The organism is Candidatus Manganitrophus noduliformans, from assembly GCF_012184425.1.
Lineage (GTDB): Bacteria > Nitrospirota > Nitrospiria > SBBL01 > Manganitrophaceae > Manganitrophus > Manganitrophus noduliformans.
On sequence record NZ_VTOW01000001.1, the window covers coordinates 256,421 to 275,600 of the forward strand.

The window sequence follows — 19,180 nt, forward strand, 5'->3', positions numbered from 1 at the left end:
CCCTACGGCCTCATTTAGATCCCCGCTTTGATTTCAGCAAAAAGCCGCTCCGCCCGCCTGAGATCGTCCGAGGAAAAGGCCTTTCCCCCAAACCGTACCTCGCAGTAAAGCGCGGTCAACTTTCGGACGGCGTCAATCGGCCATCCTTCTTTTCCTCTGACTGTCTCGACGAATTCCAGCGGCGTTTGATCTTCCCGTTTCCGAAGTCCCCGCTTCTCCAACAGCCGAAGCATCCGCCCGTAGATCACCGTCGCCCCGCGCTTCGGCGATTTTCTTCGGATCGATCCGCCCCATCCCCATCCGCTTCGGTAAAGAAGCGCCATTAAGACGACCACGGCCCCTCCCAAGACGAGGCCGAGGACCGGAACTTTCTCGATCGATTGCCGGGCGCGGAAGAGCCACACGCCGATCCCTTCCGAAAAACGGCCCACTTGACTGCGCGTCCCCTCCAGAAGGGCGAACTGATCGCGGAGAGAATACCGGACGATATACCGCTCCCACTTCATCTGCATCCAATCGACATACGCCGCCATCGCCGTCCAGGGGCTCTCGACTTTTTGGCCGACCGACGGCGTCGGATCGAAGGGGAGCCACCGTCCTCCCGGAAAATAAACCTCCACCCAGGCGTGGGCGTCGCTCTGGCGAATCAAGTAATACTTTCCGAATTCGTTCCACTCCCCCGGCAAAAATCCGGTGACCAAACGCGAAGCGATTCCGACGCTTCGCAGCATCATCACCATCGCCGAAGCGTAATATTCGCAGTAGCCTTTCTTTTGGAAAAAGAGAAAATCCTCGAGCGGGGGGCGATCCGAAGGGGCCACTTCCAATGTGTAGGTATACTCCGTCCGAAGATGACGCTCGATCGCCCGCACCTTCTCGAAAACCGTCGGAAAAGGATCGGCGATCTCGTGCGCCAACGCCACGATGCGCGGATCGATTCCGCCGGAGAGGTAATATTCCCGAACGTCGGAAGGGTAGTCGATCCGCGCGGCCGATTGGTCTCTCTCGGACGGAAACGCGTGGACCGCCGTGATCTCATATTCTATCCGCTGGCGGGGAACCGCTGGAAGGTAGAGGCTCCCCGGCTGATCCCGCAACAGGGAGGGGAAATTTCCCCGAACGGCCGTCGGCGATCCGACGGTAAAAAGAACGGTGGTGTCGATCGGCTCCAGGAGAATCGTCTCCTGAAAAGGATCGGAGGGGGAAGGCTCCGGACCGATTTCGAAGCCGCGATCGAAGCGTTTCGGAAGCGCGGCCTTCCGATTGAACGTGTTCTTCCAGGCCTTCCCGTCATAGGCGTCGAACGACATCCCGCGCAGATAGGGGGGCCGATCTTTCTCCCCGCCGGAAGGGATCACCCGCATCACCAGGGAGAGGTCCCGTATCACCGGGCCCATCGAGCCGAGATCGACCTTCTCGGAAAATCCCGAAATTTTCTGAGGGGAGGCCTGCCCCGTCTGAAAAAGGCCGATCCCGATCCGGGGGATGAGAAAGAAAATCAGCAGCGTCGGCAACAGCGCCCCGACCGAAAGGAGATGAATCGACATCATCAGAGGAAAAGGAACGACCGACCGGAAGGAGCGGGCCGGCATGGCCGGAAGGCGCGACTCCTCTTGCTTCTTCAAGTGTTGGACGACCAGTCCCCAGATCAAAAGGGCGGTCGAAACGACGAAAGAGAGGGCATATCCGAACCCACTCCCCGCGCCGGAGGCGGCGAGGAGCTGTAAAAAACAGATCAGATAAAGCTGGAGATGGTCTTTCGATTTTTCAAGATGGAAGAGGCGATAGGCCATCAGATAAACGAGGAAATGCATGCAGGCCGCGAGAAGCGCCCCGGAAAGCCAGAGGTCGACCAGAAAGATCAGGCAGAAGAGGACCGAGGCCCCCCACCAGAAAAAGGGAGAGAGCCTCACCGGACGGTCGGTCAGAATGAAATAGAGCGACGCCAGAATCAGCCCCACCCCCGTCGCGCTCCAGGCCCATCCAAATTGGTTGTTGATGATCAGCGCCGAGAAGCAGGCGAGCGCCGTCAAATGGCTCAGCAGCCGGGCCCCTTTATCAAACGGCATCAACCCGCTCCTCCCCGGAATCGATCTCGACAACCACCTCATCGGAGATCGCCGCCACCTCCCCCTCCTCCCATTCGATCCGGATCACGGCCCGCCCATCCGGGCTCGCGGTCGGCATCGGTGCCGGTGCCGGCGGGATCGCCTCGGTCAATGCGAGGAGCTTGAAGATCCGGTCGAGATGGGTCGGCCCCTCCCCCGGCGCGACGGTTTGATCGGCCGTCTGAATGGAGACCTTCAATCCGGCCTGGATCATCGCCGAAGCGAGGGAGGCGGCCGTTTCGACCGCCTGCTCGAACCGCGCTTCCCATCCGTCGGTCCGCTCGGCGGGAATCCGATTGTTTAAGATCAAGAGGACCCCGCTCCCCTCTTCCCGCTCCCGCTCTTTGATGATCCATCGTCCTTGCCGGGCCGAGAGCTTCCAATGGATCAGCCGGCAGTCGTCCCCCCGCTGATACTCCCTAAATTGATGAAAGGCCGCCGCCTGTCCGTTCCGCTGCGAAGAAATGTCCACCGCTCCGGAGGAAGCGGGAAGGATCGGCCGCTCCGCCGGCCGCGTCTTGGGGTAGACCCACAGCTCCACAGGCTCTCGTTTCGCCGCCGTCTTGACGAAGAACCCGAAGGGGAAGGTGGTCGAAAGGGTGATCCCCTCCAGCCGATAACATCCTCTTTTCGAAAAGGTCATCCGCAACGGCTGCGACCCGGTCGATTGGGGATCCAGGGAGATAAAGTGGGCCGCTTCGGAGGTATACCTCCCCTCCGGCAGGTCGGCGCCCGGCACCGGATCGACGCGGAGCGAGAAGGAAGGAAACCGGCTCTTCTCGTTTCGAAGCCGCACGAGGAGGGAGACCGGCTCGCCCGGATGGGCGGGGGGGGGCGGATCGGCGGAGAAGGTCAGCCAACGAAGCGATTGTTCGGAGAGAAGCCCGGAGACGATAATGATGCTGAGCATCAGCGCGACAAGAAGATAGAGGAGGTTGTTGCCGGTATTGATCGCGGCAAACCCGATGCCGAAGGTCAACGCGATAAAATACCACCCCTCTTTGGTCGGCCGGATGGTCCGCGGAAGGTATCTGAAAACGGCAAGGCGGGAAGACATCGGCGCGCTCCGGCCGCGAATCAGAGCGGCACCGGAATCGCCCCGAGGATCTCCGTCATCACTGCATCGGCCCCGTGAAGGGCCTGTCCGGGAGAGAATCCTTTCAGGAGAATCCGATGGCTGAAAACCAGGGGGGCCAGCCGTTTGATGTCGTCGGGAAGGCAGTAGCCGCGCCCCTCGACAAAGGCAAGGGCCCGCGCCGCCCGTTGCAGAAAGAGGGCCCCCCGCGTGCTGATCCCCAGCGAGAGCCCGCGATGATGCCGCGTGGCATGGACAATCGCCAAGAGATAATCGACCAGGCTCTCTTCCAGGGTCACCTGCTCCGCTTCTTTTTGGAGAGAGAGTAATTCGTCCCGCGTCAGCACCGGCTTCACGATCCCGGAGGAAGCGGCGGCTTGCAGCAGGATCGCTCTTTCATCCGATCCGTCCGGATAGCCGAGACGGATCCGCATCGTGAATCGGTCGAGCTGCGATTCCGGAAGGGGGTAGGTCCCTTGGTGATCGGCCGGGTTCTGCGTCGCGATGACCATGAACGGATCGGGGAGCGAATAGGTCTGGTTCTCCACCGTGACATGGCCGTCGTTCATCGCCTCCAGCAAAGCGCTTTGCGTCTTGGGGGTGGTCCGGTTGATCTCATCGGCCAGCAGGATGTGGGCAAAGATCGGGCCGGGACGGAACTCGAAGGTGTTCTTCTTCGAATCGAAGATCGGCACGCCGAGGATGTCGGAGGGAAGGAGATCGCTGGTGAACTGGACCCGCTTGAAGGTGCAGTCGATGGAGCGGGCCAGGCTCGCCGCCAGGGTGGTTTTGCCGACGCCGGGGACATCTTCGATCAAAAGATGGCCCCGGCTGAGAAGGGTGACCACCGCCATCTTGACCGCCTCCGTCTTTCCCTTGATGGCCTGTTCGATATTCTGCCGGAGGGCGAGAACCTGTTCGCGCGATTCCATGTCGAAGAGTGTAACAAAGGGGGTCCGGTGCGTCAATGAAGGGAAGAGGACATCGAACACCGCTCCTGGATCACGACAGGAATCGTAAGACGATCACATTGCCCCCTCTTACGTGAATATGCTAACATCCCCCTTTGTTATGTCTTGGAGCGGGGATGATCTGGGTCGGGTTGACGGGGGGGATCGCCAGCGGAAAAAGCACTGTGTCGCGCCTTTTTCGAGAGACGGGGGCCTTTGTCATCGATGCGGATGAAATCGCCCACGCCGTTATCCGTAAGGGAGCGCCCGCTTACGCCGGCGTCGTCGAGGCCTTCGGCGCCGCCATTCTTGACAAAAAAGGGGAGATCGACCGGAAGCGCCTTGGAGAGATCGTCTTTAACGATGCGCGCCGGCGCGAGCGATTGAATCAACTCGTCCATCCACACGTCTACGCGCAGGCGGAGAAGGAGAAGAGGGCGATTGCCGCCGCCCATCCCGAAGCAGTCATCCTCTTCGATGTTCCCCTCTTGATCGAGACCGGGGCCCATCGGGAGATGGATCTGGTTATCGTCGTTTATGCCGACCGCGCAACCCAAATCGAACGGTTGATCGAACGTGACGGCCTTACCCGGGAGGAAGCCGAGCGTCGGATCGACGCCCAGATGCCGCTGGATGAAAAGCGCCGATTTGCGGATGAGATCATCGATACCCGCGCGCCGTTGCCGGGGGTCGAAGGCGCGGTCCGATCGCTCTATCAACGGCTGCATGATCGGGCAATATCCAGGCGAATTTCTTGACTTCTTTATCTACCGCCGATAAAATGTCGGCAGTTCAGGAGGGAAAAAGATTGGGCCGACAGATCACGAAAGCCGTTATCCCCGCAGCGGGGCTGGGAACGCGATTCCTCCCTGCGACGAAGGCATCCCCCAAGGAGATGCTCCCCCTGGTCGACAAGCCGCTGATCCAATATGTTGTCGAAGAAGCGGTGGGGGCCGGCATCCGGGAGATCATCATCATTACCGGGCGCGGCAAACGGGCGATTGAAGATCACTTCGACATCTCGTTCGAGCTGGAGGAGACCCTGCGCCAGAACGGCAAGCTGGAGCTGATGGAAAGTCTGAGGAAAATCTCCGACATGGCCGACTTCTGCTACATCCGGCAGCGGCAGGCGCTCGGGCTCGGACATGCCATTCTCAGCGCGAAGAATCTGATCGGCGACGAGCCCTTCGCCGTCCTGCTGGGAGACGACATCATCGATCATCCCACTTCCGCCCTGCAGCAGATGATCGACCTCTATCAGAAAAATCAGGCGCCGTTGATCGGCATCCAAAAAGTTCCCAAGTCGGAGGTCCGCCAATACGGGGTGATCGACGCCGAAGCCGCCGTCGATGGGCTTTACAAAATTAACGATCTGGTCGAAAAGCCGTCTCCCAAGGAAGCCCCGTCCAACCTCGCCGTGATCGGACGCTACATTCTGACCCCCGAAATCTTTGAGCTGCTGGAGAAAACAAAACCGGGGAAGAACAATGAGATCCAGTTGACCGACGCCCTCAAGGAACTGGCCCGGCTGCGGAATATGTATGGATATGTCATCCAGGGGAAACGCTTCGACGCCGGGGACAAACTTGGATTTCTCAAGGCGACGGTCGAAATGGGGCTGAAAAACCCCGAGCTGGGAAAAGAGTTTCGGAAATTCTTGAAAGATCTCCCCCTCTAAAACCGGCCCGCTTCGCTCAAAGAGCCCGCTTGCAGAGTCCCGCCAACCTGTGTAAAATGACCAGACGATCCCGGTCTGCTTGATTCCAACTTAAGAGATCAAGGCGAGACCGATCTCTTTCGTTTTCCCGAGAGATCGACCCTGTCATCCGAATCAACGTTAGGAGCCCCCCGTGTCTTTGAAGGATCAAGAGAAACAGAAACTGGATATCCCCGAGAAGCTTCCCCTTCTCCCCGTCCGGGACATCGTCGTCTTCCCCCATATGGTTCTTCCCCTTTTCGTCGGGCGGGAGATCTCCATCAAAGCGATTGAAGAAGCGCTGGCCGGAAACCGGATGGTCTTTCTGGCGGCGCAGAGGTCGTCGGAAGTGGAATCCCCTGAGCCGGACGATATTTATACCATCGGCTCGGTCGGGACGATCATGCGGATGTTGAAGCTTCCCGACGGTCGGGTCAAGATTCTGGTCCAAGGGATCGCCAAGGGGCGGATTACTTCATTCCAGCAAACCGCCCCCTACCACACGGTCCGGATCGAGAAGGTGGCCGATCCGGCCCCGACCGAAAGCTCCCTAGAGGTCGAAGCGGCGGTCCGGACGGTCAAAGAGTTGATGGGGAAGGTCGTCGCCTTCGGCAAATTCACCGTTCCCGACATCATCTCCGTGATCGAAAACCTCGACGACCCGGGGCGGCTGGCCGACATGATCGCTTCGAATCTCGGATTGAAGGTCGAAACCGCGCAGGAGGTGCTCGAGATCCTCAATCCATTGCAGCGCCTCGGGAAGATCAACGACCTTCTGACCAAAGAGGTCGATGTCCTGACGGTGCAGCAGAAGATCCAGTCCGAGGCCAAAGGGGAGATGGATAAAACGCAGCGCGAATACTTCTTGCGCGAGCAGCTGAAGGCGATCCAGAAGGAGCTGGGGGAATCGGATGAGCGGGCCGAAGAGGTCCAGGAATTTCGGAACAAAATCGAAGAGGCGGCGATGCCGGAGAAAGTCGCCAAAGAGGCGGAACGGCAGTTGAAGCGGCTTGAAAAGATGCACCCCGACTCCGCCGAGGCCTCCACGGTTCGAACCTATCTCGAATGGCTTGTCGAGCTCCCGTGGAATGTGGCGACCAAAGACAAGCTCGATCTGATCGCGGCCAAGAAGGTCCTGGATGAAGATCATTACGACCTAGAGCGGGTGAAGGATCGGATCCTGGAATATCTCGCCGTCCGCAAGATGAAGGAGAAGATGAAGGGGCCGATCCTCTGTTTCCTCGGCCCTCCGGGGGTCGGGAAGACCTCTCTCGGAAAATCGATCGCCCGCGCCCTGGGACGGGAGTTTGTCCGAATTTCGCTCGGCGGCATTCGGGACGAAGCGGAGATCCGCGGACATCGCCGAACCTATGTCGGCTCGCTCCCCGGCCGGATCATCCAGGGGATCAAACAGGCCGGGACGAACAATCCGGTCTTCATGATGGACGAAATCGACAAGGTCGGCATGGACTTTCGGGGAGATCCCTCGGCCGCCCTGCTGGAGGTGTTGGACCCGGAGCAAAATCACAGCTTCTCCGATCACTACCTCGGCGTCCCGTTCGATCTCTCGAACGTCATGTTCATCATGACCGCCAACCAGATCGATCCGATTCCGGCGCCGCTGCGCGACCGGATGGAGATCATCGACATCTCCGGCTACACCACCGAGGAGAAGGTCGGCATCGCCCGGAATTACCTGATCCCGCGCCAGCTCTCGGAGCATGGGGTCAAGACAGGCAAAGTGGCCTTCACCGACGCGGCGCTCGATCTGATGATCATGCAGTACACCCGCGAGGCGGGGGTTCGCAATCTGGAGCGGGAGATCGCCAACGTCCTTCGGAAAATCGCGCGCAAGCTGGCGGAGGGAAAAGAGAAGCGATTCAAGATCACCCCTTCCAACGTCAACCAATATCTCGGCATCCCCAAGTTTCTTCCCGAAGCGGAGCAGGAGCAGGATGAAGTCGGTGTCGCGACCGGGCTCGCCTGGACGCCGACCGGGGGAGATATCATTCGAATCGAGGCGACCCTGATGAAGGGGAAAGGGGCACTGACCCTCACCGGGCATCTGGGAGATGTGATGAAAGAGTCGGCCCATGCGGCCCTCTCCTACATTCGATCGAAGGAGAAGGAGCTTGGGATCAAGAGCGACCTCTTCGCCAAGAGCGATATCCACATCCATGTCCCGGCCGGGGCGATTCCGAAAGACGGCCCCTCCGCCGGCATCACGATGGCGACGGCGCTCGCCTCGCTCCTTACCGGAAAAGCGGTCCGCCGGGATGTGGCGATGACCGGAGAGGTGACGCTGCGGGGCCGGGTCCTCCCGATCGGCGGCCTGAAAGAAAAGATCTTGGCCGCCAAACGGGCCGGCATGAAGACGGTGGTCCTTCCGAAGCGGAACGAAAAAGATCTGGAGGAGGTCCCCCGCCACGTGCAGCGAGGACTCGATCTGGTCTTCGCCGAGCACATGGATGCGGTTCTGTCGGCGGCCTTCAACATAAGGAAGACCCCCTCCGTCATGGCCAAAACGATTACAAAAACCCAACGGGAAAAACAGCGAAAGCGGGCGCGAATCGCCTCCACGGTCGCGACGGTTTAAAACATCGGCTCGGCGCCCCGCGTCCAGCCCGGAACAGGACATGGACCTCCGTCAACTCGGTGAGTTCGGTCTCATCGACCGGATTCAAAAGCGCTTTCCCCCTCCCGCTTCAACCGTTCTCGGCATCGGCGACGATGCCGCGGCGATCCTCCCCTCCAAGAAACAGCACCTTCTTCTCACCACCGATACGCTGATCGAAGGGGTTCATTTCGACCCCGCCTTCTCGACCTTTCAAGAGGTCGGCTATAAATCGGTGATGGTCAATGTCAGCGACATTGCGGCGATGGGGGGAACCCCCCGTTATATACTGATTTCACTCGGCCTGACCGGCCGCCAGAGGGTCGAAGCGATCGACCAACTCTACAAGGGGATCGAAAGAGCAAGCCGCGAAACGGGGCTCGATCTGATCGGCGGAAACATCGCCTTCTCCACCGGACCGTTTTTTATCTCCCCGACCGTGGTGGGAGAGATTCCCAAAAAGGAGATGGTCACCCGGGCCGGCGCGGGAGAGGGAGATCACCTCTATGTCACCGGAACGCTGGGGGACGCCGCGGCGGGGTTGGCCTTATTGAAAAAAGGGATCGACACGAAGCTCTTCGGCCGGCTGACTCGGCGCTATCGCGCGCCGCAAGCCCGCTGGCGGGAGGGGCGTCTTTTGGCAAAGGCCCGGATTCCGTCGGCGATGATCGATCTGTCAGACGGGTTGAGCTCTGATCTGAGCCATCTGATGGAACGGAGCGGGCTTGGGGCGGAGATCGACGCCGCTGAAATCCCCCTCTCGGCCCCCCTCCAACGTGCGGCTTTACAAATGGGGGTTGATTCGATAGAGTATGCTTTAAATGGGGGTGAAGATTACGAGCTCCTTTTTTCGGTCCCGGAACGGAAACTCAAGAAGCTGGAGCTGATGATAAAAAACGGGTTGATCAAAGCATACCGAATCGGTAAAATGGCGCCACGGCGGACCGGTTTAATGCTGATCAATCCGAGCGGACGCCGCCGGGCCCTCGCTCCAGGGGGGTGGGACCACTTAAAGAAAGGCGAAAAGGGATAAGATGGGCTTGATGGCAAAGGGGAAGGAGCAGATGCGGCGGGTGTTGGGATTGAACGACACCCCGCATCGGACCGCGCTCGCCTTCGCGCTCGGCGTCTTCATCGCCTTTTCCCCCCTGCTCGGCCTTCACTTTCTCCTGGCGATCGTTTCGGCGTGGCTCTTCCGTCTCAATCGGGTCGCCATTCTCGTCGGCGCCTTCGTCAACAATCCCTGGACCTTCACCCCGATCACCCTCTCCTCCACCTGGTTCGGGATCGAGCTTTGCTGTAAGACAGATGAAATTCCCCCGATCAGCTTCGAGAATCTGACCTTCTCGACGATGGGGACGCAGCTTAAATCGTACTTTTTCCCGTTCGTGCTTGGATCGACCCTGTTGGGAGTGGCTTTTGGGGTGGTTTCTTATTTCGCGATGCTCTGGATGATCGCGCAATATCGAAAGGTGAAAAAACCCGAATCGATCGAGTCTTCCCCCTCTTTATAACATGACGATGGACAAGCAATTCGATCAGTTCCGCGCCTCCCTTCTCTATTGCAACAAATGCGGCCGCGCCATGCCGGTGCGCGAGCGGCTCCTGCTGGTCCTCCCCGACGGAGAGCTCTACGATTACCTCTGCCAGGGATGCGGCAGCTCCCTCGGCTCCAAAACCGAGCGGGCCACCGGCCCGAAGGTTTCCCCCGCAAAGATGCAGGCCCCGCCCCCAGGTCAACAAAGAAGCGCTCCCAAGAGAAAGCGTTAAGCGCCGCGGCTCACAGCATGACAGGCGAGGGGCTCAGGATGGCAGAGAGGCTTTCTTCCGTCCTTGCAAACCTGAGAGGAGGAGCAGTCCTCCTATCACCAGGAAGGTCGCGGTCAGACGAAGGTGGGCCCTCGGATTGGGGTCGGTTTCCGGGTGGAGAATCAAACCGGCCAATCGATACGTCCAAAACCCGATGGTAAAGAGGGCGGAGGAGATGAGGAGGTTGTAGTCTCTGCGGGCGGCTTTGCTTCCCTTGATCCCCATCCAGATGAGAAACCCCCCGATCAAGATCGAGACGATGCAGGTGAACAGGGTGATGAACCGGTTGGGATCGGTCTCCCACTTCAGAGAAAGAATATAAAGCCGGAATCCCCACGAAGGAAGGATCAGTATCCCCGACACAATTAACAAGGCGCGAACTTTCTTTGACATCTTACTGGTTCTCCAAATCAACTATAAGTGCGTGATTGATCACGCCAAAAACATCATGGTCTCTCTCCCACGTTACCAACGGACAATCTCTCCGCCGTCAAACACCTGGCCGCTCCGGGCCTGCCGCACGTTGATGAAGATGTTGTTCTCCGGAATCCCCACCCGCTGGGCGATGCTGGCGGCGACACACTTCAACATCTTCTCGATTGTCTCGGGCGGGTTGAAATCAGGGACCAGGAGATCGACGAGAAGGGGATGGGACTCTTTCGGCTGATTCGGTGCGGTCAGGCCGCCCGCCGCGTAGTGCCACGACTCAAGATATTCCCATGTGACCGTGACATGCGCGATCTCGATCCCCGCCTGTTCTGAAAAATCCCGGCTCACCGCCGCCAGGATGGAGGACATCTCCAGGTCTTCTTCGAAGGGAAGCGATTTGATGTGAATGAACGGCATGGTCGTTTCCAGTGGGACAATCCGGACCGGATCTCGCTTATTAGGAATTCTCTAAATTCAAATTGCCGTCGATGTATTTGAGATTAAACTTGATCAGGTCGATCTGCCAGCGGGCGCCTCTTTTTTCCAGATGGAAATCATAACTGCCGACGAACGTCCGGGTGTTCCGGCCGGTTTTGTTCGGGAGATAGTGCATCGCAATTCCATAACAGAAGGCGGTCGCTTCTTTATCGGTGACCCTGACGATGAAATTCCCCGATTGATGATGAATCGCCTTGAGCGGCTTCAGGCCTTTTTTCCAAATGTCGGCAATCTCCTTCGGCGTCATCATCGCCGGCTCTCCCCCGGTCAATGAGGTCATATCAAAATGGACCCGCGGCGCAAAACATTTTTTCACCCAAACCCAATCCCGCTGATCAGTCCCAATGAAGAGGCCATTGATGGTTTCGATGATTTTTCTTTTTCAAGAAGGGTCTGTAGGTCGGTCCTGCATGATCTAACTCCCAAGCATAATGGATGAGATCTCCCAACCGTCTTGAATATCGCTTCCCATGCTTCGGAGCAGCGTCCTCCGGGCCACCTCTTCACGAATCTGCTCCTCCGTCCATTCAGGATGTGCAGAAGCGGCTTGAGCCCACATCATTTTTCGGGCCAGACGGGCGAGATAGAAAGCCGTCTCCAATCGCTTGGTAGGGGTCATAGCCCGCAGCACGCTGATCATTTTCTCGTCGGGAAGCTCAATTTGGTCAATAAAGGTAGGGTTTCTGTTCATTTCAAGATGATCCGCTCCTTTTCTTTGTGTCCCGTTCACCGCCCCTTGGCAGACCCTGAATGAGATGATCTAGGTATTATGCCTTGAGTTTCTCTGGGGCGTCTGATTTGAAGAAGATGCCGCCGATTCCGATGACTCGATTCGTAATCGTTGTCCGTTAATTTGCTGCACCAGTTTCTACAGATAAAGTGAAATTATTAATTTCGGTCAAGCCATCGTACGTTTGCTGTACTATTTTTTGCGATAGCCAATACCTTTTCTCTATCAAAGAAGAACTCTGGATCAAACACAATATGAAAATGAGCCTCACTAGGGCGCACTCGCTGTGGTCCGTTAAGAACCTTCACACCTTCAATCAAGCTAACCTCATCTAAGACCTTTTTACTCACTTCTTTAGAAGTTTCTCTCATACAGAGCATCAGCTTAGAACGGAGCAATGCTTTTGGGCTAACTATTCCTTGATCAGTCGCCCTAAGTATTAGATTGCGAAGGCTTTTGATTTCTTCCAATACATAATCTTCTTTGGAAATTACTTCTGTTTCAATCTTAGGTATTTTAAATGTGCCAAAATGTTTTAAGAAAGTTGTATAATTTTCATCTGATGTAGATTTTTGGTATGTACCTTTAATTTTCTCTACTAGCTCTTCCTTAAATTCGACAATTTTTGTAAAGCGTAAATCACGTGGATACTCGAGATGCTCGATTGGCGCAGTATCGAAGGCATACGATGTCTTATCATCCTTAACAATAATTGTTGGCTTATCAAACGCAAGGCGCATTCCTAATTCAAACATTACATTTGGGTTTTTACCACTTACATCACACACGACAACCGGATTCTCATAAAGGTTCTGAATAATACGTTTCTGAATAATACCTACGTCATCTGCATGGCTCACAAGATTAGGAGAGAATCCTGCCAAGTCAATTGCATCAGAGAGGATTGAAAGAACATCGCTCCAGTGAACTTCGCTACAACCATCCAGATTAGAAATTGGCATAATAATGCCGCACGTCGGCTGTTGAGAATCAGCCTTGACCTTTTCTAGCTGAGTATCCTTTTTCATATGTTTTTTTCCCACATGTTTGATTCTTTTGAATTTTTATTTCCAACTAGATGTCAAAGACTGTAATTGCAATCCGAACAAGGTTATGTTAAGAGGTTTTGACCAATTTTGCTTCAATGCGCCCCCGCCCAATTCGCCGCCACGCCGATATCCACTGTCAACGGCGCCTTCAGCTGAATCACCCCTTCCATCTTCTCTTTCACCTTCTCTTTCATCAGCGGGATTTCGCTTTCGGGCACCTCGAAGATCAATTCATCATGCACCTGCAAGATCATCCGGCTCTTCACCTGAGCTTCCTGCATCCAGCGATGAATATCGATCATCGCTTTTTTGATGATGTCGGCGGCGGTCCCTTGGAGCGGGGTGTTGACGGCGAGGCGCTCCCCCAAGCCGCGGGTTTGGGTGTTGCGGCTGGAGAGCTCGGCGATGTGGCGGCGGCGGCCGAAGAGGGTGGTGACGTAGCCCTGCTGGGTGGCGGTCTCCAGCATCTGGTCGATGAAGCGCTGGACCCCTTGGTAGTTTTCAAAGTAGCGGTCGATGTAGCGCTTCGCCTCGGTCTGCGAGACGCCGAGGTTCGAGGCTAGCCCGAACGGGCTGATCCCGTAAATAATTCCGAAGTTGACCGTCTTCGCGACCCGCCGCATCTCGGAGCTGATCTCTTGTTTCGGAAGACCGAAAAGCTGGATCGCCGTCCGGGTGTGGACATCTTCGCCGGTCCGGAACGACTCGATCAACACCGGGTCCTCCGACATATGGGCCAAGAGGCGCAGCTCGATCTGGTTGTAGTCGGCGGAGAGGAGCTGATGCCCCGACTCGGCGATGAAGGCCTGCCGGATGCGGCGGCCAAGCTCTCCTTTGATCGGGATGTTCTGGAGGTTCGGGTCTTTGGAGGAGAGCCGCCCCGTGGCGGCGATCGTCTGGTTGAGCTGCGTGTGGACCCGCCCGGTCTCGGGGTGGATCAATTTGGGAAGGGCGTCGACGTATGTCGATTTGAGTTTCATGAGCTGCCGGCTGTTTAAGATCTCCGCCGGCAGTTCGTGACGGACCGCGAGCTGAGTGAGAACTTCTTCATCGGTCGAATAGCCGGTCTTGGTCTTTCGGATCGGCGGGAGGCCCAGCTTCACAAAGAGGATCTCGGCCAGCTGTTTGGGAGAGCCGATGTTGAACTCCTCTCCGGCCAGCCGATGGATCCGCTCGGTCAGCTCAACGAGCTTCGCGTCGAGCTCCTTGGAGATCTCCGAAAGAAGATCGCCATCAATCTTCACCCCGTTGCGCTCGATCTCGGCCAGCACCGGGACCAGTGGCATCTCCAGATCGTTGAAAAGCGGTGTGAGCCCCTGCCCATCCAAAAGAGACGGAAGCAGGTCGGCCAGCTTGAGAACGGCATCGGCCCGTTGGCAAAGATAGGGGGCGATCCGCGAAGGCGCCGCTTCGATAAGAGGATGCGCTTTCGCCTCCTTGTCCCCGCCGGCCGCCTCGGTGGCGGTGGTGAGCCGCTCCTTGAGGTATTCGAAGGCGACCGTCTCCAGCGTGTGATCGCGGCGTCCGGGGTTCAAAAGGTATGAGGCGATCATCGTATCGAAGGAAGCATTTCGAAGGACGATCCCGCGCCGGCCCAAGACAATCTCGGCCAACTTCAGATCATGCCCGACCTTGGTGATCGACTCCGACTCCAAAATCGTTTTGATCTCCGGCGGAAGCTGCTTTCGATCCTCCAGCGGAATGTAAAAGGCCTTCCCTTTTTCCGGGCAGAAAGCGATTCCGACCCACTCGGCCCGCATCGGCTCCTCGGAGGTAAGGAGCATGTCGACGGCGACCCGCGCTTTCTTTTGAACGGCGTCGATCTCTTTTCCCGCCTCGGTGGGAAGAAGAATCCGGTAACCGTCGGCCATCGTCGGCGGCGGGAGGGTCAGCCCCTTGAGGATATTGGAAAACTCCATCTCATTGCAGAGGGGAATCAAGCGCTCAAAGTCGGGCGATTGCATTTGAAACCGCTCCGGATCGAACTCGATCGGGCAATCGGTGTCGATCAGGGCAAGCGAGCGGGAAAGGCGCGCCGTCTCCGCCTCCGCCTCCAGCGTCTGGCGAAGTTTCGGCTTCTTCACCTGATCGAGGTTTGCAAGAAGATGTTCGATCGTTCCGAACTGCTGGACCAGCTGGACCGCCGTCTTCTCGCCGATCCCGTTGACGCCGGGAATGTTGTCGACCGAATCGCCCATCAACCCCATGATCTCGACGACCTGGGCCGGCGTCGTTCCGAATTTCTCCAAAATCTCCTTCTCGGTGTAGTGCTTCTCCTTCATCGTGTCGTAGACGGAAACACCGGGGGAGATCAGCTGGAACATATCTTTATCGCCGGTCACCACGACCACCCGATATCCCTGGGCCTCCCCCTTTTTCGCCAGGGTGCCGATGAGATCATCGGCCTCGAAACCGTCCCCCATGATCACCGGAATGCGGAACGCCTCGACCATCCTGTGGATGTAGGGGATCTGAAGCGCGAGCGGATCGGGCATCTCCGGACGATGGATTTTATAGTCCTGGTAGGCGGTGTGGCGGAAGGTGGGACCCTTCGTATCGAAGGCGATGGCAAGGTAGTCGGGCTTTTTGTCTTTGATGATCTTGAGCAACATTTGGGTGAAGCCATACACTGCATTCGTCGGAAGTCCGGTTGAGGTTGAGAGCTCCCGGATCGCAAAATAGGCTCGGTAAATATAGGAACTTCCGTCGATGATATAGAATGTTTTCTTTGCCATGGAATTCCTTCGGGAAAAAGTTCCACCCATCTTACAACGGCGGTGTGGAGGTGTCAATTTAAGCCCTGTTCCTTTATGAGCCTCGACATAACCCGATCGGCGTAGGCACGCTCCTCCATTGGTAGCATTGACGCTTCCTCACTTAATTCCTTAATCTAAATATAAAGAGTGTTTTTTGAGTTTCGGACCACTGAATCAGCGAAGGGCCTCTCGACGCGGTGAAGGACTGAACCTAACGCGATGAGGAGGTTGTTCTACCGACGTTTTGGGGTCCTTCGTTCCTCCGTTGTGAATCGATTCGGGCCATCCATTCACTTGAAGCCAAGGAGACCCCCCCATGAATCCAACCAGGGTGACGATTCCAAATGAGCCGATCTCCCTTCGGGAAGCGGCGCCGCCCGGAGTCCGTTGCGGCTTGATCGGGGCCGCTTCAATGGCCGCCGTGGCAATTCTGTTTGCTCTTTTTTTTCAAGGGGATCTCTGGCGCCCGATGAAGCTGGCGGCGGCAACATTCCTCGGCGAGGGGGCGATCGGCCCCGGTTTTCAATTCGGACCGGTCTTCCTCGGTCTGGCGCTTCATCTGACCCTGTCGGTGGCGCTGGGAGTCTTTTTCGTCTGGCTGGGAGGTTACCTGAGCGTCGGGGGGGCGATCGCCTGGGGGGTGATCTTCTCCCTTTCCATCTGGGTCATCATGCAATTCGGACTGCTTCCTGTGATGAATCCCTGGCTGGCCGCCGCGCCGCCGATCCCGTTTGCGTTGGCCCATATCGCCTTTGGAATCAGCTTGGGAATCTATCCTCGTTTTCTGAAAGCGGCGGCCGAAGCCCCGGCGGTTCGGCGCAAGGCGGCATGATTTTCGGTTTTATGGAAGGGTGGCGGTAGAAATGATCAAAGGGGTGATTGCAGATGTAGATGGAACGCTGGTCGACAGCAACGACGCCCATGCGAGCGCCTGGCAGGAGGCGTTTCAGGAATTCGGAATTCAAATTAAATGGGAAGAGATCCGTTGCGAAATCGGGAAAGGGGCCGATCAGCTCCTTCCCCGCTTTCTCACCCCGGAGCAGATCTCCGAGCTTGGAACCCAGATCCATAAGCGGAAGAAAGAGATCTTCAAGAATAAGTATTTCGACCAGATCCGGCCCCTCCCCGGCGTGATCCCCCTCTTCGAGCGGCTTCATCAAGACAAGAAAACCATTGTCCTCGCCACTTCCAGCGGGGGGAGCGAGGTCCAGCACTATATCCGTCTTCTTGGAATCGACCGCTGGGTGCGGGATGTCCTCTCAGGCGATGATGTCGCCCGATCCAAACCGCATCCCGACCTGTTTCATCTCGCCCTCGATCGTTTTCATTGGAAACCCTCCGACGCGGTGGTCCTCGGCGACACACCGTATGATGTGGCGGCCGCCAAAGAGATCGGTCTCCAGACGATTGCGGTTTTGACGGGGGGATTTTCGGAGGAGACGCTTCGGAAAGCGGGGGCGGACGAAATCTATCCCGATCTCCCCGCTCTGTTAAAAAATTATGAATCGTCGATATTGGGTGTAAAAAATCGTTCAGCAGCGTAGTTCTTAAGGAGGTATTTTCGATGGCGCGCGCATTTGGAAGAAGGTCGATTATCCCGTCGGTGTTGCCTTCCCGCACCACCATGTTGTTAGCCGGTCTCACCCTCGGCATCCTATTCGCACCGCGAAACGGCCGGAGCACCCGGACCCTGATCGCTCAGAGATATCATGACTGGATGGATCGAATCAGTGTGTGGCTTGAGAGTCTTGCCAAGAAGACGCGACAGCAGAGCACCCGCGTTCAGGGGGTGGTCTACCAGATGCGGGAGCGGGCGATTCCCGAGGAGATGATCGTCAGCGATGAAATCCTGGCGCAGCGGGTCCGAAGCGAGCTGGGGCGCTTTTTTAATACGGCGATCATCGACATCGCCACACAGGAGGGGACGGTGACCCTTCGGGGGAGCATTCCCAGCGATCAGGAAAAACAAGATATCATCGATATGGCCCGAAGGGTCCGCGGGGTCCGCGATGTGATCAACCTCTTTTCATAAGACCGGCCGCTGCCTCCTCCGCCGCTTTGGAAGGACCGATTCTCCTCTCTCCAATCGCGCTATTTGCGCATTGCACTTCAACCCCGGGTCTGCTAAAATGGCTTCCTTCAAGGCGGCGTACCCAAGTGGTTAAGGGAGCAGTCTGCAAAACTGCGATTCAGCGGTTCAAATCCGCTCGCCGCCTCCACTTTATCCCTCAGCCATTTTGGCTATTCAACGCTTCCTTCCTCTCCTCCTACAAACCGTTTCCTAATCGCGCCACGGTTCCAAAAGGCCGACCTCTCCGATCATCCGCCGTGATCGCCTTGGGAGGCGTTCCCTTAGTTGACAGCCCCCCTTTTTATGCTACGATTTCACAATGAAGAAGAAGCGGAAGAAAGCGCCGAGCGTTCTGATCGCCGATGACAGCGCCTTCGAAGTTGATCAGATCAAAATCATGTTTGAGAAGATGGGCTTCGAGGTCTCCTGGACCTATACCGGCGCCGATGCGATCAAGCAGGCCCGGCGAAACCCTCCCGATCTGATTCTTCTCGACGTGGTTCTCCCCGATATCACCGGACACGATGTCTGCCGGCTGCTGCGCGCCAGCCCCGAGACGATGAACATTCCCCTCATCATGATCACCGTCCGGGATAAAACGGAGGATCTGGTCCTCGGTTTCGAGCAAGGGGCGAACGATTACATCACCAAGCCGTTCGATGCGCGCGAGCTCAAAGCGCGCGTCAACGCCTGCCTCCGGATGAAACAGCTTCAGGACGACCTGACACAGAAGAACGAGGAATATAAGATCCTTCTCAAGAACGTTCAGGAGCTCGCGATGACCGATCCGGTCACCGGCCTCTTCAACCGCCGTTATTTCAGAGAGGTCTTACAGCAGGAGTTCTCCCGCGCGCAACGATACGGCACCCTCTTTTCCTGCTTCATGATCGACGTCGATCACTTTAAACCGATCAATGACACCTATGGTCATGAGTCGGGAGATCGGGTCTTGAGCGAGGTGGCGCGCCTGCTTCAGGTGCAGCTGCGCGATGTCGATCTGATCGCCCGTTACGGCGGCGACGAATTTGCCGTTCTCCTTCCCGAGTCGGCCCGGGAGAAGTCCCGGCAGATCGCGGAGCGGATCCGCGAAGCCGCTTACAGTCAAATCCACTCCTTTCTTCCCAAGCGGCATTCGGTGACCCTCAGCATCGGCATCTCCGGACTGCCCGATCCCGGCCTCCAACACCCCTCTCAGGTCATCGCGACCGCCGATTTTGCCCTCTACCGCGCGAAGCGCAATGGAAAGAATCGAGTCGATATCGCCACCTTTCAGGAGATGGGGAGCCAACCTTCTCCCGAAGAGGAAGAAAAGCTGGACCAGCTCCACTAAAGATCCCCCTTTATTGACTTCACTCCCCTCTTCCGGTTATTTTCTTAACTCAAATGCACAAAGAA

At 57.1% G+C, this 19,180-nt stretch carries 19 protein-coding genes and 1 tRNA gene; 11 read left to right on the plus strand and 9 right to left on the minus strand.

Translation table 11 applies throughout. The features are described 5' to 3' along the window. Window positions 1-14: 14 nt before the first annotated feature. The 3 genes from MNODULE_RS01225 to MNODULE_RS01235 are packed head-to-tail and all read right to left on the minus strand — an operon-like array spanning window position 15 to window position 4,175. A complete protein-coding gene (locus MNODULE_RS01225) occupies window positions 15-2,069 on the minus strand; it encodes a transglutaminase TgpA family protein (protein WP_168057680.1) in 2,055 nt (684 codons plus the stop codon). Continuing rightward, window positions 2,059-3,165, minus strand: a complete 1,107-nt coding sequence (locus MNODULE_RS01230) for a DUF58 domain-containing protein (RefSeq protein ID WP_168057681.1) — start codon at window positions 3,163-3,165, stop codon at window positions 2,059-2,061. The genes MNODULE_RS01225 and MNODULE_RS01230 overlap by 11 nt, the downstream gene beginning before the upstream one ends. A 20-nt stretch (window positions 3,166-3,185) precedes the next feature. Next, entirely contained in the window at window positions 3,186-4,175 is a 990-nt protein-coding gene (locus tag MNODULE_RS01235) for an AAA family ATPase (RefSeq protein WP_320412331.1), read from the minus strand. Between the two features lie 95 nt (window positions 4,176-4,270). Between MNODULE_RS01235 and coaE the strand changes: the two genes are divergently transcribed. The 6 genes from coaE to MNODULE_RS24360 all read left to right on the plus strand — a co-directional run bounded on the left by coaE (window position 4,271) and on the right by MNODULE_RS24360 (window position 10,213). Further along, window positions 4,271-4,891 carry a dephospho-CoA kinase gene (gene coaE / locus MNODULE_RS01240; protein WP_168057682.1) on the plus strand — a complete coding sequence of 207 codons (621 nt, stop codon included), beginning with the start codon at window positions 4,271-4,273 and terminating at the stop codon, window positions 4,889-4,891. Window positions 4,892-4,914: 23 nt separating this feature from the next. Continuing rightward, the gene (galU, locus tag MNODULE_RS01245; RefSeq protein WP_168059165.1) at window positions 4,915-5,811 is read left to right on the plus strand and encodes a UTP--glucose-1-phosphate uridylyltransferase GalU; all 897 of its coding nucleotides are present in this window, start codon (window positions 4,915-4,917) and stop codon (window positions 5,809-5,811) included. Window positions 5,812-5,983: 172 nt separating this feature from the next. Beyond that, window positions 5,984-8,425 carry an endopeptidase La gene (lon, locus tag MNODULE_RS01250; protein ID WP_320412332.1) on the plus strand — a complete coding sequence of 814 codons (2,442 nt, stop codon included), beginning with the start codon at window positions 5,984-5,986 and terminating at the stop codon, window positions 8,423-8,425. Window positions 8,426-8,465: 40 nt separating this feature from the next. Beyond that, complete coding sequence (gene thiL, locus MNODULE_RS01255; RefSeq protein ID WP_168057683.1) at window positions 8,466-9,476, plus strand: thiamine-phosphate kinase; 1,011 nt, start codon at window positions 8,466-8,468, stop codon at window positions 9,474-9,476. A gap of 10 nt (window positions 9,477-9,486) precedes the next feature. Then, window positions 9,487-9,957, plus strand: a complete 471-nt coding sequence (locus MNODULE_RS01260) for a DUF2062 domain-containing protein (protein WP_168057684.1) — start codon at window positions 9,487-9,489, stop codon at window positions 9,955-9,957. A gap of 7 nt (window positions 9,958-9,964) precedes the next feature. Further along, the gene (locus tag MNODULE_RS24360) at window positions 9,965-10,213 is read left to right on the plus strand and encodes a hypothetical protein (RefSeq protein WP_181070904.1); all 249 of its coding nucleotides are present in this window, start codon (window positions 9,965-9,967) and stop codon (window positions 10,211-10,213) included. A 33-nt stretch (window positions 10,214-10,246) separates the two neighbouring features. On the opposite strand, the gene MNODULE_RS01270 is transcribed toward MNODULE_RS24360, so the two are convergent. The 6 genes from MNODULE_RS01270 to polA all read right to left on the minus strand — a co-directional run bounded on the left by MNODULE_RS01270 (window position 10,247) and on the right by polA (window position 15,693). Beyond that, window positions 10,247-10,645 (minus strand): hypothetical protein, encoded by a 399-nt coding sequence (locus MNODULE_RS01270; protein ID WP_168057685.1) that lies wholly within the window; start codon window positions 10,643-10,645, stop codon window positions 10,247-10,249. Between the two features lie 72 nt (window positions 10,646-10,717). Continuing rightward, a complete protein-coding gene (locus tag MNODULE_RS01275; RefSeq protein WP_168057686.1) occupies window positions 10,718-11,098 on the minus strand; it encodes a tautomerase family protein in 381 nt (126 codons plus the stop codon). Between the two features lie 40 nt (window positions 11,099-11,138). Further along, window positions 11,139-11,552 (minus strand): nuclear transport factor 2 family protein, encoded by a 414-nt coding sequence (locus MNODULE_RS01280; protein WP_168059167.1) that lies wholly within the window; start codon window positions 11,550-11,552, stop codon window positions 11,139-11,141. Between the two features lie 42 nt (window positions 11,553-11,594). Next, window positions 11,595-11,870 (minus strand): hypothetical protein, encoded by a 276-nt coding sequence (locus MNODULE_RS01285; RefSeq protein ID WP_168057687.1) that lies wholly within the window; start codon window positions 11,868-11,870, stop codon window positions 11,595-11,597. A gap of 197 nt (window positions 11,871-12,067) precedes the next feature. Continuing rightward, the gene (locus tag MNODULE_RS01290; RefSeq protein ID WP_202882084.1) at window positions 12,068-12,937 is read right to left on the minus strand and encodes a hypothetical protein; all 870 of its coding nucleotides are present in this window, start codon (window positions 12,935-12,937) and stop codon (window positions 12,068-12,070) included. Window positions 12,938-13,050: 113 nt separating this feature from the next. Further along, entirely contained in the window at window positions 13,051-15,693 is a 2,643-nt protein-coding gene (gene polA / locus MNODULE_RS01295) for a DNA polymerase I (protein WP_168057688.1), read from the minus strand. 337 nt (window positions 15,694-16,030) lie between these two features. Between polA and MNODULE_RS01300 the strand changes: the two genes are divergently transcribed. The 5 genes from MNODULE_RS01300 (at window position 16,031) to MNODULE_RS01320 (ending at window position 19,115) form a co-directional block, all read left to right on the plus strand. Beyond that, on the plus strand, window positions 16,031-16,546 hold the full coding sequence (locus MNODULE_RS01300) for a DUF1440 domain-containing protein (protein ID WP_168057689.1): 516 nt from the start codon (window positions 16,031-16,033) through the stop codon (window positions 16,544-16,546). Window positions 16,547-16,565: 19 nt separating this feature from the next. Further along, the gene (locus tag MNODULE_RS01305) at window positions 16,566-17,258 is read left to right on the plus strand and encodes an HAD-IA family hydrolase (protein ID WP_168057690.1); all 693 of its coding nucleotides are present in this window, start codon (window positions 16,566-16,568) and stop codon (window positions 17,256-17,258) included. Between the two features lie 20 nt (window positions 17,259-17,278). Continuing rightward, window positions 17,279-17,746, plus strand: a complete 468-nt coding sequence (locus tag MNODULE_RS01310) for a BON domain-containing protein (protein WP_168057691.1) — start codon at window positions 17,279-17,281, stop codon at window positions 17,744-17,746. A gap of 111 nt (window positions 17,747-17,857) precedes the next feature. Then, window positions 17,858-17,933 (plus strand) — tRNA-Cys (locus tag MNODULE_RS01315). Window positions 17,934-18,104: 171 nt separating this feature from the next. Further along, the gene (locus MNODULE_RS01320) at window positions 18,105-19,115 is read left to right on the plus strand and encodes a diguanylate cyclase (RefSeq protein ID WP_168057692.1); all 1,011 of its coding nucleotides are present in this window, start codon (window positions 18,105-18,107) and stop codon (window positions 19,113-19,115) included. Window positions 19,116-19,180 lie beyond the last annotated feature (65 nt).